The sequence below is a fragment of the Nocardia sichangensis genome (assembly GCF_047200615.1).
Classification (GTDB): Bacteria; Actinomycetota; Actinomycetes; order Mycobacteriales; family Mycobacteriaceae; genus Nocardia; species Nocardia sichangensis.
This window is the reverse complement of the sequence record NZ_JBJZOK010000049.1, coordinates 24,293-37,508: the sequence shown is the minus strand read 5'-3', so window position 1 is coordinate 37,508 and position 13,216 is coordinate 24,293. Positions and strand designations below refer to the sequence as shown.

The following is a 13,216-nucleotide window of genomic DNA, read 5'->3' as shown; positions in this document are numbered from 1 at the left end:
GGGAACCGGAAACAACAACAACGGCGGCAACAACGGCGGCAACGGCAACAACAGCGGCGGAGGCAACAACAGCGGCAAATCCAACGCAAACGGAAACTCTCCCCAGCCCAGCAGCGACGGCGCCAACCCTCCCACCAGCGGCCTTCCCCCTTCATCATCCAAAAGCGGCTTGGACTCCACGGGCAACCAACCGACGCCGACCGGGTCGACCGGTCCGACCAACTCGACCAGCCCGCTCGGCAGTTCGGGGCCGTTGTCCAAGCTCGCGGACATGCTGGCTCAGCTGAATTCAGGCCCCATGTTCAGTGGTTCCCCCAGCCCGTTCGGCGCGTCCGGCCCATGGGGCGCGTCCGGCCCATGGGGCGCGGCGGGTCCGTCCGGGTCGATCACTCCGGCGGGCCTCGGCGGCGGATCGGCCGGCGGCGGAGCGGGGATCGCCAGTCCGGTTGACGACAAACTGTTCCCTCGCGCCGGCGCTCCCGGGACCGGTACCCCCACCGACACCGGCCGCGCCGGACTCCCCGCCACCGCAACCCAAACCAACGCCGCCTATCCGATGGGGATGGGCGGCTACCCGCTGGGCGGAGGTATGGGCGGCGGCATGGGCGGACAAGGTCAGCAACAACAGCAGGAGCGCAAACGTGCCGCCTACCTGGACGGTCCCGAGCACCTCGAGGAAGCCGTCGGCGACGATCCACTGTCGGTCCGGCCCATCATCGATCGTTGAGACAGGTGCCCGACCATGCGCTTTCACATCGTGAACTTTCCCAATACCGAGACCACCCGGCACTATCAGCCGTGCGCGTATACGCAGAAGAATCGGCGCTTCGCCTCGATGATGACCGAGCTCGGTCACGAGGTATTCCTGTACGGCGGCGAGGAGAACGACGCGGCGTGCGCGGAATTCGTCCCGATCGTCACCAGAGCCGAGCAATCCGAGTGGTTCGGCGGTGCCGATCTCTATAAGGACCCCATCAATCTCACATGGAGTCCCCATGATGTGCATTGGCAGATCTCCAACGAGCGCGCGGTCACCGAGATCGCCCAGCGGAAGGGCAAGCGCGACTTCATCGGAATTCTCGGTGGCACTTGCCAAAAGCCCATCGCGGATACCTTCCCCGAGCTGATGACCGTCGAATTCGGCATCGGCTACAGCGGGGTGTTCGCCAACTACCGGGTGTTCGAGAGCTACGCGTGGATGCATGCTGTCTACGGCTCGTATGCGAGTGTTCCCGGCGTCATGAGCGCCCGCGGCCAGTTCTACGACGCCGTGATCCCGAACTACTATGACGTGGCGGATTTCCCGTTCTCCGAGGACAAGGACGGCTACTTCCTGTTCATCGGCAGGATGGTCGAGGCCAAAGGCATTCAGATCGCGATCGACACCTGCACGCGGCTCGGCGTGAATCTGATCGTCGCCGGCGCGGGGGAAGTCCCCGAGGCCGACTGCGTCGAATACGTCGGTGTAGTCGACTCGACGCGCCGCGGCGAGTTGATGAGCCGGGCCCGTGCGGTTTTCGTGCCGACGCTCTATCTCGAACCTTTCGGTGGCGTCCACGCCGAGGCGATGCTGTGCGGGACCCCGGTGATCACCACCGATTGGGGTGTGTTCACCGAAACCGTGCAGCACGGCGTGCAGGGTTTTCGGTGCCGGACGCTGCGCGAGTTCTGCGATGCCGCTGACGCCGTCCACAAACTCGACTATCGCGGAATCCGTGACTACGCGATCTCGAAATTTTCCACCGACGTCGTCGCCCCACAGTACGAGGCGTACTTCGAACGCCTACTCACGCTGTGGGGCGATGGCTGGTACGCGACATAGGAGGTCAGTGTGACGGGACACTGGCGCGGGCGCACACGAGGCCTACCGTGCTGACGGAATCGGGGCGCCGGAACCTGGTCGTACTGAGGGCGGGCGACGAATCACTGCACGAGCAGTGGCTGGCCGGGCCGCATCCACGTACCTGGGATCTGGTGGTGAGCTATTTCGGTGACGACCCGGACCGCTACCGGGTGGCGGACGTGGCCAGGATCGACCGTAAAGGCCCGAAATGGCCTGCCCTGCATCATGTCCTGACGACCGATTTGGCTGCGGTGCTCGATCGATACGATTACGTCTGGCTCCCCGACGACGACCTGGCCGCCGACACCTCCAGCATCAACGAGCTGTTCCACTACGCCGCGCAGCACCGGCTCGCACTGACCCAACCCGCGCTCACCGAGGACAGCTACTACTCCCACGAGATCACGCTCGTCGATCGACGATTCAACCTCCGGCACACGAACTTCGTCGAAATCATGGCACCCTGTTTCAGCCGGGAATTCCTGCGCCGTTGCCTGCCGACCTTCGACGCCACCCAGACCGGCTGGGGTCTGGACTTCCACTGGCCGCGATTCATCACCGACTCCACATCGATCGCCATCGTCGACGCCGTAACGGTCCGGCACACCCGACCGGTCGGCGGGCCGAATTACGCCGCGGCCCGGGCGGGTGGGATCGACACGTGGGCGGAGTATTGCGAATACCTGGTCACGCACGAAATCAGCGACTTGACGCCACGCGTGCATCGCGGCGTCGGAGCACCCAACCGGCCCGCGGAAACCCTCGAACCCACCGCGATCTGCGTGACCATCGACCGGTGGCGCCCCGAGCTGGCCGACTGGTTCGACTTCCACTCCGCGCAAGCGGAATTGACCATCATCTATACGGATGACCCCGATGTCCGGGCCGCGCTGTGCGCAGTGCGCGGTGAGCGGCCCGTCATCCTTCGCGACCACGCGACACCCAACGATGACACGGTTGCTCGCGAGGTAGCCAACATCGCCGACGCCGCCGCAACGGCCGAGGCGGCGGGTATGCAATGGCTGCTGCCACTCGGCCCAGACGAGGTCTTCTATGACGACGGTCGCCGCCGCTGGCAGATTCCCGGCGCCGGGCAGGTGACATTCATCGGACACGAAGCCGTCCCTTCCCCCGTGCCGGTGACCGATCCCATCCACGAGTGCACCGTGTTCCGGATCAGCGGTCGATCCCCCTTTCTCGACACCCCGGCCAACCGCAGCGCGGTCCGTCTCGGCCCCGCTGTCGCGCCGGTGGACGAGTACGGTTTCACCGGATTCGACGGCGTGCACAGCACCGTGACTGCACCGATGATCCTGCACTACCCGTATCCGAGTTTCGAGAGCTGGCTGGCCCGAGCCGAAGAAGTCGCCGAGGTCGGAGGCAGCAAGGCGCGGCACTTCGCCCATCACTCCAGAGACCTGCTCCAGGTGGCCCTCGCCCACGGCGAGCTCTCAGGCGCACGTGCCTGCTTCCAAGCCGGAATCCCGTCCGCCGGCATGGTCGACCGGATGCTCCTGAACGGCGAACTCATGCGCGCCGAGCCGCTACGACTGATGCGCGACCCCCCGGCGCGAGAGCGGCTGCCGTCAGTCGGTGAGGTCGAGGGCAGCGCGCACGAGGTGTCGATGCCGTTGTAGCGGTGGACGTCGTCGAGCGATCCGAATCGGCCGAATATATTGCTGACCCCCAGTGCGATACGGCGCACCGGGTTGCGCGTGGCCAGGAAGACCAGGGTCGAGGCGGCAACCCGCGGCGCGGTCGCGGCGACAGGCGGCCCGCTCGTCGACGGCTGGCGCGAGCGGTCCGACGCCGAATGTGACGCTGCCGTAACGCGCCGTACTGAGCGCGGCCGGCCACGGCGATCCTCCGGGATGAAAGGGATCGGGTCGGTCGGCAAAGTAGTCCGCGCGGCCGCCGTTGACCTTGGAATCCGCCGATCACCGCAGGCAGCGGACCCGCACGCGTTTGCGTGCGTATGTCGGTGCGCAAAGGGTAGGCCGCATATGCACCTACTTCGACGAATGGAGGCGTCATGAGAGACGTCGACGACACCGTTCACGCAGACCCCGGCCGTCGCCTTCGAATTCCCCGTAGCCGAGGAGCCCTCGGCGGGCTCGCGGTGCTACTGCTGGGCTTGTGGGGTGCGCTGATCCCGTTCATCGGACCCTATTTCGGCTTCGCGTTCACTCCGGACGACCCGTGGGTGTGGACGGCGGCGCGCGGGTGGCTCCAGGTGTTGCCCGGCGTCGCCGCGATCATCGGCGGATTGCTCATGCTGGCCAGCCGCAACCGGCTCGTGGCGAGCTTCGGGGCGTGGCTGGCAGCGGCGGCGGGCTTGTGGTTCGTGATCGGGCCGATACTGGCGGACACCCTGAAAATCGGGGATGTGGGCGAACCCGTCGCCACGTCCGATCTGAAACGGGCCCTGCTACAACTGGCCTACTTCTATGGTCTCGGAGCGCTGATCCTGTTCTTCGCCGCGACCTCACTCGGCCGATTGTCCGTGCGCAGCGCACGCGATATCGCCTTCGCGCGACGCGAGGTCGATACCAGAGCCGCCGCCGAGGCCGACAGTCAGCGTCGCGTAGCCGACGCGCCGGGCCCTGTGGAACCCGCCTCCCGTGCCGATGCCACACCGGGGCCGCGACCGAACAAACCCGGGTTGTATCGCACCTGACCTCACCTCCAACGAGTTCGGCCTGGCAGTAGCGGCGTTTGGCGTAGCGGGTGGCCAGGTCGCGGAACTGCTTGAGCCGGTTGAAGCATCGCTCGGCGACGCTGCGCCGCCGACACGCGTCGGGGTCGAATGTCGGTGGACGGCAAAACACTACCGGCGACGAAGACACCCACTCACCTGACTGCCTTGTCCCGGTCGGCGGGCGATGATGCGGCGTGGCGCCCGGTTCGGTTCGCCGTTCGGGTCCAGCAAGCAACGCCGGTTCAACCCGAGCTGGGCCAAGTAACGACCGACGGTCCGCACCGACACAGCGGTGCCCTCGGCAGCCAGTTCCAGCAGCCACCACGACTGGAACCTATTTGGTGGGGCAGGTCAAACTGTCACCTGATCTTGCAGCAGTCCCGAACGTCGAGAGCATGGTGCGCAGCAGGTCGGGGCTGGCGACGGCGAGTTGGTCAGACCACAACTTCGACGGGTCGATAGGCTCGACAGAGGTCATCGCGTGAACTTCTCCTTCGTTGAGCTTGGCGGTTCAAGAAGGATCACGCGGTGACCGCCCACTACCCGGCTACGACACGCTCACACGGTCGCTCCGAAGTCGCTGGTACACCACTCTGCCGGACGCAACCTTCAAATCCTGTCAGCCCGACATAGAAAAACCCCTTCCGACCAGCCTCGGAAGGGGTTTTCTTGTTCATCAGCATGGGACCGGATTCGACCCGAGCCAGTCAAAATCTCATACTTTCGCCTTCATCGCCGCGGGCCCAGCGTTCCAGGACGTCCCGATTGTCCGGAACGGTCTCCGGGACATCGATGTAGTGCGTCTTGGCCACCGCGCGAGTGTTGCCGAGCTGGCGGGCGGCGCGTTCGGGATCGCCGTAGGCGTGGTCGACCGCGCCTTTGCGGAACGTACGCTGGGTCACCCACGCGAAGTTCTCGCCACGGGCCGCGCGCCAGGTGCGGCCGAAGTTGTTCGGGTTGCGTAGCGACCCGTTTCGGGCCGGAGACAGCAGCCCCAGCGGGTTGGGACGGTCGCCTACTTCCAGGTCCTTGATCGCCTCCCGGACCGCCTCGACGGTGTGGGGGCAGCAGGATGCGCCGCCACCCGTAATGTTCCATTGCTCGCCTTGGCCGCTGCGTCACTTCGGTGGGACGGGTTCAAAATCCGCCCCCCGCAGAACCCCTACCTGCCGCTCATACGAGACAGAACTTATGAGATGCGCTCGCCCAGGAGTATGCGCGGAGCACAGCGTCTTGAGTCCCTTGGTGCCGAGACGGACTCCGGGACCGTCGAAGCGACACGATCCGGATACGATGCGCGATCGGGGAACTGCGCGTACGCGTGCGAGATCGGTGACGTGCAGAACCGATCGTGACGGGACCCCGTTGGTCGGTCCGGGTGGGGACATGTGGTTATGGGGTCAAGTAGGAACGCACGACATCTGCTGGGTTTGAAGGTCCGCAATACGAGCAGATCACCGCGGCCCTCGTTGGGGCGCGGGTCGTGATCGAGGACCGTGGGGTGGACACGGTCGCGGTGTATCGAGCGGCCATCGTCGGCAGTGAGGACGCCACCGATGCGCAGCCCGGCCGCCACCCGGCGTAGTGCTCTTGCGATCAGGGCCGCCGATTCGGCACCGATGGACGGGCGGCGGGTGAAGGTCAGTTGAGGCGGAGGATGCCCACGCCGGTATCGGTGAAGCCACAAGCGCCGCGATAGAAACTGTCGAGGTAAGGTTCGTAGTCGACGTGCAGCCACTCGAGGCCAGCAGCACGGAGGTCATCGATCAAGGCGGCAACGATCGTGGTTCCGACGCCCTGACGCTGGTGATCGAGAGCAACCGCCGTGTCCAGAAGGAACGCGTGCCGTCCACCGTCCCAGACCGCGTGCACGAAGCCGACCAGCCGGTCTTCAGCGAAGGCGCCGACCCAGGACTTGCTGTGCCGCTCCAGCCGTGCCCGCCAGGGGTCGACCGAAAAATCTCCGCCGAACGCTTCCGTGTGCAGGCGCGACACCGCCTCGTCGTCGACGAAAAAGCGGATACGAAGCTCGGTCGTCATCTAACACCTTCCGGCTCAACAGATCTCACGCAGCAAACATCACCAGCATGGCACACCACCGTGCGCTGTCGGATCCGGCAGGCCGCCCAACACTTCGGCGATCGCCGAAACTACCCGGGGCGCGGCTCGTCCCGGCGGATACGGATTCGCCGACCGCACCATTTCCTCGTACCCGACCTCGTCCGACAGCACGCTGAGCACCGACTCGACCACTCGCTCCGCCTCGGTGCCGACCAACCTCCCGGATCCCCCGGTCAGAACCTCGGGACGTTCGGTGCTCTCACGCAATACGAATAACGGCTTTCCCAGGCTCGACGCCTCCTCCTGCACGCCCCCGGAGTCGGTGAGGACAGCTTTGGAACGCGCCATGAGGTGCGCGAATTCGACATATCCCATGGGTTCGGTCAGTATCACATTCTTGACTTCGCCCAGCAAAGCGGTCAAGGGGGCACGAACAATCGGGTTGGCATGCAGAGGCAGAACGAATACGTGATCCGGAAGTCGGCTCGCCAACATGCGGACGGCCCCGCCGATCCCGATGATGCCCTCTCCCCAATTCTCCCGCCGGTGGGTGGTTATCGTCACGAGATCAGGCGCGGCACCACAGACTTCTGCTACAGCCGGATCGGAGAACGAGGCCGACTGCTCGAGCGCATCCGAGAGTGCGTCGACGACGGTGTTTCCGACGACCCGAATCTTTTTCTGGGCAACGCCTTCCGCCAGTAGATTGTTCTGCGCCTGGACGGTCGTCGCAAGGTGCAACGAGGCGAGTTGACCGAGCAACCGACGGTTTCCTTCTTCGGGAAACGGTGACGCCATGTCCCCGGTGCGCAGTCCGGCTTCGAGGTGCACCAACGGTATCGCGCAATTGAAGGCGGAGACGCCGCCGGCAGCTGCGCTCGAGGTGTCGCCCTGCACGAGGAGCACGTCCGGGGCCAGTTGTTTCAGCAGCGGATCCAGCCTCGACAGCACCTTCGACATGATCATGTTCGGTGACTGACCGGGCTCGAATACATCCAGATCGTGCGCCGCCACGTCATCGAGCGAGGTCCCCGTGTGTGCGAGCATGCCTCGATGCTGCCCGGTCGAGATCACGAGGCAATCTGTGGACGAGCAGCTTCGCAGCGCTCGCACAACCGGGGCCACCTTGATTGCTTCCGGCCGCGTTCCATAGAGCACGGCGATACGTCGAGCCGACATTCCTTTTCCCCCGATGTGTTCTTCCCATAGGTACAGCCCGTGCTCCCGCGCTCGACACGCGACATATGGCTACCGCACGGCTACTGGATATCAGTTGGTAATCCGCTTTCCGGGCGAGCCGCCTGAATCCGCTCATCCAAGCCGTGCAACGTGCGTGCGGAGAGCACCGCGCCGGCGGTGAATTCGATCTCGAAACGTCCCTCCACGAACTCGCTGATCAACTCGGCCCCGTACGCATCGAGCCCCTTTTCGATGAGACTGTCGTTCCGGTGCACCCGGTTGCCGAGCACAGCGGTCACCACATCGCCGAGCTCCACCATCGCCTCGGCGGTGGGGTCGGCCGGGCTCCCTCCTCCGGTATGGCGGCGGAGCAACCCGAGACGGTCGATCTTCCCGCTCGGAAGTCGTGGCCACTCCGCGACGCCGACCACACTATTCGGGACGTGCGCGGGCCCGAGACGGGCCAGAACCTCCCTGCGGACGAGCTCCGCGTCGATCGGCAGAGCGAACGCGACGAACACCGCGAGGCGTGGACCACGCGGCCCGCGGTCCACGAGAACGACGCAACTCGTTTCCGGATACAGCCCCTCGACCAGATTCGCGACGGCGTCCGTGTCGACCCATACCCCGTTTCTCTTCAGCCGGTTGTCCAAACGCCCAAGGACGGTCAACCCGCCGTTGCGCTCGTCGACCACCCCGAGATCGCTCGTTTCGTAACGCATCGAACGGCTCATAGGCGCAGCCGGATCAGCGCCGGGTGTGCCCACATAGCCGTAGCTGCCGTCCGAGGTGACGATTACGATCCGCCCAGGCGACCCCGGCGGGAGCGCGAAACCCGACTCGTCGACGATCCCGACGGAGGTTCCGGGCAGAGCGTGACCGACCGGCAAAATGCCATTGCCGTCCTCCAGTCCGGTCAGCACATGGCAGAAGCGGGCCAAGGTCGTCTCGGACGGGCCGTAGAGATTGCATACCCGTGCTCCCTCGACGCAGCGTTCCCGCCACGCGGCCGTAACCGATCCGCGTAGGGGCTCACCCGCAAAAATTGTCCACCGGAGCGGCATTCGCGCGCCTCGCCCACCAGCCCGCCGCAGCCACGCTTCGGCAATGGAGGGCACGGCGTGCAGAATCGTCACGTTCTCGGCAATCAGCCAGTCGACGGCGTCTCTGCCCCGTAGGTCGCTCGGCGGCGTCACCAGCGCCGCACCGGACCGCAGCGGCAACAACAGCTCGCGGTAGGCGACGTCGAACGAGCCGCTCGTCACCGCTCCGATCCGGTCCGCAGGACCGACTTCCAGAGTCGATGATTCCCATTCGAGAAAAGCGAGCAGAGACCGGGCGCTACCGAGGATCGCCCGGCTCGTGCTGGTCGAGCCCGAGGTCACGGCGACGTAGCACGCGTCGTCGGGAAGTGTTCCGTGTTCGCGACGGGAGCGCAGCTCCGCGCGGACCGCGCCGATGAGTCGCGATGCGGCAACGTAACTCACCTCGCCGTCCCGGACGGTCGGACAGAGTTCGGCTCCATCCTCGCCTCCCCTGCCGGCAGCCAGTGACGAGGTCAGATGCGCGATACATCCGGCCAACCACGTGCCCAGCAAGTCGGGCAATGCCGCACCCGGACGCTCACCGACCACGATCACGAGGTCGCCCCGGCCCAGACCCGCTTCGAGGAGCCGCACTGCGACGCTCGTCGCCGCGGCGACAATCGCCGCGATGTCCTTATCGCCACTCGACGGATCGTGCAGGCTAGCCGTTTTCGTGCATGTCAGCAGATATCGGGCAAGCAGTCGAGGTGTCATCTCCGTTCGATCGATCGGCTCGATCACCGTGCTTCCCCTTTCTCCCTCGCTCGACGGTCGAGGCTGATCCGACAGGCTTCGGCAAGCAACTCGATGTGGGCCAGATCGCCCGCATCCACGATCTGTAGGTAGATCCGCTCCGCGCCGGTGGACCAGTAGCCGTCGAGAATCTCCGCGCATTTCGAGACGGTGCCGAAACCGCCGAAATCCGGCAATTCCTCCACCGATTCCGCGGCTTTGGCTATTCGTCGCAGCGCGGCGAGCCGTGTCGTACCCGCGTAGAGCGCGATAGTTGCCGACAGGCGCGGTGTCGCCCTGCCTTTGTCGCTGGCGGCACGCCGAGCTCGATCGAAGGCGGCACATACCTGATCGGGCGTCTGGAAAGGCACGTTGTACTCGTCGGCGTGGGTGGTCGCGATATCGATGGTGCGGACGGGACCGACACCTCCCACGATGACGGGAGGATGGGGGCGTTGCACCGGCACCGGACCGCCCGGCCAGCCGTCCACGCGCCAATGCCGTCCGTCGAACGAGTACGCCACGCCATCCGATGTAGCGGCCCACGCCCCGTGGATCACTCGCAACGCCTCGTCAAGGGCATCCATTCGCTGTCGCACGGGCGGCAGACCGACCCCCAACGCCAAGTGTTCGGCTGCGAACCATCCCGCGCCGACGCCGAGTTCGATCCTGCCGCCCGACATCTGGTCGATCTGTGCCGCCGCGACCGCCAGCCCGACGGGGTTCCGAAAGGTTATGGGACTCACCAGCGAACCGAGGCGGATGCGCGGCACCTGCACCGCCAGGGCCGCCAGCAGGAGCCAGACGTCCAGCGGACCCGCGCCAGGATCGCCGTCGCCGACGCGCACGAAATGATCGCTGGTGAACACCCCGCCGAATCCGAGTTTCTCGGCGTGGAATGCGCATCGCAAGATCGCCTCGTAGCCGCTGCCCTGTTGCGGCTCGACCAGTAGATTGACCTCTTTCAGCACGTCGAGATCATTCATCCTGCCCGCACCGCCAGAGCAAGTGGCTGAGCTCCTGCCGGCTCGCGCCGCGCGACGACTTCGCCGCAATCGACCCCTGCCCCAGAAAATATCGGTCGATCCCTTCCTTCAGCGCCCACCTGATCGGCTCGTAGAAGAGGACATTGAAATACTCGAACGGGCCACTCTCCGAATCCGGCCGACGGCCGACGAATCTCGCGTAGAGGCTGTCTCCGAACCGATACATCAACGCGCACATCGAGAGATTCCCGGCCGGATCGTGACTCAGCAACACATGACCGCTGCCCGCGCACGCCGCGAGCGAATGTGCTACCACCTTGGTCAGGCCGCCGAGACTTCCGTTGCCACCGTACTTTCGTTCGACCTCGGCGAGCATCGGGGCAAGCTCCGACGCCGACGCGGGGTCCGCCGGAACACGCGTTATCCGATATCCGGCGGCATCGAACTCGCGCTGTTCTCGCCGCACCGAACGTGCCCGATTGACCGTGAGCATGGCGAGATAGTCTTCCTCGTCACCGCACGGCAACGAGATCACAGCCTCATCGGCTGCGACCGCTGAACTGTACGGCTCCAGCTCGGCCCATGCCCCCACATGTTCGGCAGGGACATACGGCAAAACGACACCGTCCAGTCCCCATTGCCGTGCGACGCTGTTCGCCTCCGCCAGCAGCCTGCGCCGGACCGCCCCGGCCTCGGCCGCAGCCACCACCGCCACCGAATTCCGAGCGGCCATTCGGGCGCCGGCAAGTGCCCAACGCCCCGGATCGACACCGAGCCCGCCCGCAAGGTGCTCTGGAGTGAAGGCCCGCGTCGGCTCGTACTTCCGATAGCTCAGAGGCATTCCTGCGACCAGGTCGTCGCCGTCGAGCGCGCAGATGTAGGCCCACTTCGTCCCCGGCGTGCGTTCGGCGGCGGCCATCCAAGCGGCCGACATCGAACCGTCTCCGCCGTCGAGCAATCGGTCCCAGCCCTCATTCCCGACCTCGGAAATGCTGCGCAGCACCGTGATCTCCACGCTGATCACTCGGCCTGCGTCGAGCCGAGGATCTCGACGCCTCGATCGGCGAGTAGGGTCGCCAGCTCGACTGGGATCGGCGTACCCATCACGTCGTCCGGCGTGCAGTCATCGGTAATTTCGTCTTCGACCAGGGCGCACAACTCGAGCGCACTCAAGGAATCCAACCCCAGATCGTAGAGATTATCAGTCGGCGACGGCGAGCTACCGAGCGCTCGAGTCGCCGCCGAAAGAATAACGGCCAGTATACGATCGGCCGCCACAGCCGTGTCGTTCTGCTCTGTCATTGTTCTCTTTCCGTGAATCGAGCCTCAGCGCTGCGGAACCAATCCCGAACGGAGTCGGTCCGCGACTTCGGCGCAATAGTCTTCGATGGTGGTGCGGTCGAACTGAGTCGAGCTGAAGTACCAGACGAGCTGTAGTTCGCCGCCGTCGGACGCGATATCTATGCCGTGCACATGCTCGCGGAATCCGGTCGATGTCTCGGATTCACCGGCCGGTTCGGCGGCCGGTTGGAACAGCTGTGGCTCCGGCCCCCGACCGCCGCCCCGAATGTTCAGGGTGATGTCGGGTTCACCGAGAGCCGCCAATCGCCCTCTGATCTCAGCGTCACGGCTGAGGTAGCGCAACAGTCCGAATCCCGCGCCGGAGTTGGGGATCTCGTGCAACTGCGCGGCGATAGCGGCGGCGCGGTCGGCGATGCCGTGGCGGTCCGGCAGGAATTCGAAGGTCACCGGGTAGCGCGTCGAGAGCCATCCGACCGTGCGTGTGACTCTCGGCTGGTCAGGCAATCCACTGCGCCCGTGACCTATGAGGTTGGTCCGCAGCGCGTCGCCGCTCGGGCGGATCGTCGGCCCGATCGCCGACAGCAGAACCGCCGTCGGATTCCCTCGATACTTACCGCGTACCAGATCCATGACCGCGCGCGTGGTCTCGGCGCCCAGCGATCGGGTCACGATCTCCGTCGTGGCCATCGTATTCGGTGCGTCGCGATCGAGGCGCACCGGTTCGACCGGGCGACCGATGCGCTCCCACGCATCGACCTCGGCGCGGATCGCAGGGGTCTCCGCGCATTGTTCCAGCCACGCGGCGAACTCGTGCGCGCCCGGCGCCGGTCGCGCCGAGGGTATCGGTTCGCCGCGTGACAAGGCGATGCACACCTGCTCGAGATCGCCGATCAGAATGCCCAAACCCACGCCGTCGACGAGAAAGTGATGCACAACGATGAGTAGCCGCGCTTCGCCGCGCCCCCAACCGATTCGCGCCAGCCGAATCAGTGGCCCCGCCCGCAGATCGAGGCTTTCCTGGATCCGGTCACACTCCCGCGCGAACACACGGGTGTCGGACTCGCCGGTCAGGTCGACATCTGTCACCTCGAACAGCGAGGCGGGATCGCTGATCCATCCCACGTCCGCGCTACCGGGCTCCAGAAGCACCCGCAGCGCTTCGTGGCGACGGCAGACAACGGCTGCCGCCCGACCCAGCAGGTCGGCACCGATCCAGGTGGGTATCGAACACACCGCAGCCTGGTTCCAATGGTTTTCACCGGGCAGGCCCCTGGTCAAGAATCGGCGCTGCTCCGGCAGCAACGGCACTGACTTTCGATCGATCATCGCC

General features: G+C 65.5%; 13 protein-coding genes and 1 pseudogene. 4 read left to right on the top strand and 10 right to left on the bottom strand.

All coding sequences use genetic code 11. The features are described 5' to 3' along the window. The coding region (locus ACL03I_RS36995; RefSeq protein WP_412808348.1) for a hypothetical protein at positions 1–273 on the bottom strand (273 nt) is incomplete at its 3' end. Between ACL03I_RS36995 and ACL03I_RS36990 the strand changes: the two genes are divergently transcribed. The 4 genes from ACL03I_RS36990 (at position 272) to ACL03I_RS36975 (ending at position 4,520) form a co-directional block, all read left to right on the top strand. After that, entirely contained in the window at positions 272–727 is a 456-nt protein-coding gene (locus ACL03I_RS36990) for a hypothetical protein (protein WP_397281028.1), read from the top strand. The genes ACL03I_RS36995 and ACL03I_RS36990 overlap by 2 nt on opposite strands. Before the next feature lie 15 nt (positions 728–742). After that, the gene (locus ACL03I_RS36985; RefSeq protein WP_397281030.1) at positions 743–1,822 is read left to right on the top strand and encodes a glycosyltransferase; all 1,080 of its coding nucleotides are present in this window, start codon (positions 743–745) and stop codon (positions 1,820–1,822) included. 47 nt (positions 1,823–1,869) lie between these two features. Beyond that, positions 1,870–3,480, top strand: a complete 1,611-nt coding sequence (locus ACL03I_RS36980; protein ID WP_412808347.1) for a DUF707 domain-containing protein — start codon at positions 1,870–1,872, stop codon at positions 3,478–3,480. A 395-nt stretch (positions 3,481–3,875) separates the two neighbouring features. Then, the gene (locus tag ACL03I_RS36975; RefSeq protein WP_412808346.1) at positions 3,876–4,520 is read left to right on the top strand and encodes a hypothetical protein; all 645 of its coding nucleotides are present in this window, start codon (positions 3,876–3,878) and stop codon (positions 4,518–4,520) included. A 189-nt stretch (positions 4,521–4,709) separates the two neighbouring features. Here the strand turns inward: ACL03I_RS36975 and ACL03I_RS36970 are convergent. The 9 genes and pseudogenes from ACL03I_RS36970 to ACL03I_RS36930 all read right to left on the bottom strand — a co-directional run. After that, positions 4,710–4,853 (bottom strand): annotated as a pseudogene (locus tag ACL03I_RS36970) (IS481 family transposase); the annotation flags it as partial. A gap of 395 nt (positions 4,854–5,248) precedes the next feature. After that, complete coding sequence (locus ACL03I_RS36965; RefSeq protein WP_412808345.1) at positions 5,249–5,443, bottom strand: hypothetical protein; 195 nt, start codon at positions 5,441–5,443, stop codon at positions 5,249–5,251. 739 nt (positions 5,444–6,182) lie between these two features. Further along, positions 6,183–6,581, bottom strand: a complete 399-nt coding sequence (locus ACL03I_RS36960; protein ID WP_412808344.1) for a GNAT family N-acetyltransferase — start codon at positions 6,579–6,581, stop codon at positions 6,183–6,185. A 39-nt stretch (positions 6,582–6,620) separates the two neighbouring features. After that, positions 6,621–7,781, bottom strand: a complete 1,161-nt coding sequence (gene wecB, locus ACL03I_RS36955) for a non-hydrolyzing UDP-N-acetylglucosamine 2-epimerase (protein ID WP_412808343.1) — start codon at positions 7,779–7,781, stop codon at positions 6,621–6,623. 80 nt (positions 7,782–7,861) lie between these two features. Beyond that, positions 7,862–9,460 carry an AMP-binding protein gene (locus ACL03I_RS36950; RefSeq protein ID WP_412808342.1) on the bottom strand — a complete coding sequence of 533 codons (1,599 nt, stop codon included), beginning with the start codon at positions 9,458–9,460 and terminating at the stop codon, positions 7,862–7,864. Between the two features lie 143 nt (positions 9,461–9,603). Then, positions 9,604–10,584: an LLM class flavin-dependent oxidoreductase gene (locus ACL03I_RS36945; protein WP_412808341.1), complete on the bottom strand. Its 981-nt coding sequence runs from the start codon at positions 10,582–10,584 to the stop codon at positions 9,604–9,606. After that, positions 10,577–11,503, bottom strand: coding sequence for a GNAT family N-acetyltransferase (locus ACL03I_RS36940; RefSeq protein ID WP_412808340.1), 927 nt, complete (start codon positions 11,501–11,503; stop codon positions 10,577–10,579). The genes ACL03I_RS36945 and ACL03I_RS36940 overlap by 8 nt, the downstream gene beginning before the upstream one ends. A gap of 101 nt (positions 11,504–11,604) precedes the next feature. Further along, on the bottom strand, positions 11,605–11,886 hold the full coding sequence (locus ACL03I_RS36935) for an acyl carrier protein (RefSeq protein ID WP_412808339.1): 282 nt from the start codon (positions 11,884–11,886) through the stop codon (positions 11,605–11,607). Between the two features lie 24 nt (positions 11,887–11,910). After that, positions 11,911–13,212: a condensation domain-containing protein gene (locus tag ACL03I_RS36930; RefSeq protein ID WP_412808338.1), complete on the bottom strand. Its 1,302-nt coding sequence runs from the start codon at positions 13,210–13,212 to the stop codon at positions 11,911–11,913. Positions 13,213–13,216: the final 4 nt, after the last annotated feature.

Bases quoted from the DNA above. Each gene is read 5' to 3' on its own strand.
- ACL03I_RS36990 (WP_397281028.1), top strand. From the start codon at position 272: ATGCTGGCTCAGCTGAATTCAGGCCCCATGTTCAGTGGTTCCCCCAGC.
- ACL03I_RS36985 (WP_397281030.1), top strand. From the start codon at position 743: ATGCGCTTTCACATCGTGAACTTTCCCAATACCGAGACCACCCGGCAC.
- ACL03I_RS36975 (WP_412808346.1), top strand. From the start codon at position 3,876: ATGAGAGACGTCGACGACACCGTTCACGCAGACCCCGGCCGTCGCCTT.
- ACL03I_RS36960 (WP_412808344.1), bottom strand. From the start codon at position 6,581: ATGACGACCGAGCTTCGTATCCGCTTTTTCGTCGACGACGAGGCGGTG.
- wecB (WP_412808343.1), bottom strand. From the start codon at position 7,781: ATGTCGGCTCGACGTATCGCCGTGCTCTATGGAACGCGGCCGGAAGCA.
- ACL03I_RS36945 (WP_412808341.1), bottom strand. From the start codon at position 10,584: ATGAATGATCTCGACGTGCTGAAAGAGGTCAATCTACTGGTCGAGCCG.
- ACL03I_RS36940 (WP_412808340.1), bottom strand. From the start codon at position 11,503: ATGGCCGCCGCCGAACGCACGCCGGGGACGAAGTGGGCCTACATCTGC.
- ACL03I_RS36935 (WP_412808339.1), bottom strand. From the start codon at position 11,886: ATGACAGAGCAGAACGACACGGCTGTGGCGGCCGATCGTATACTGGCC.
- ACL03I_RS36930 (WP_412808338.1), bottom strand. From the start codon at position 13,212: ATGATCGATCGAAAGTCAGTGCCGTTGCTGCCGGAGCAGCGCCGATTC.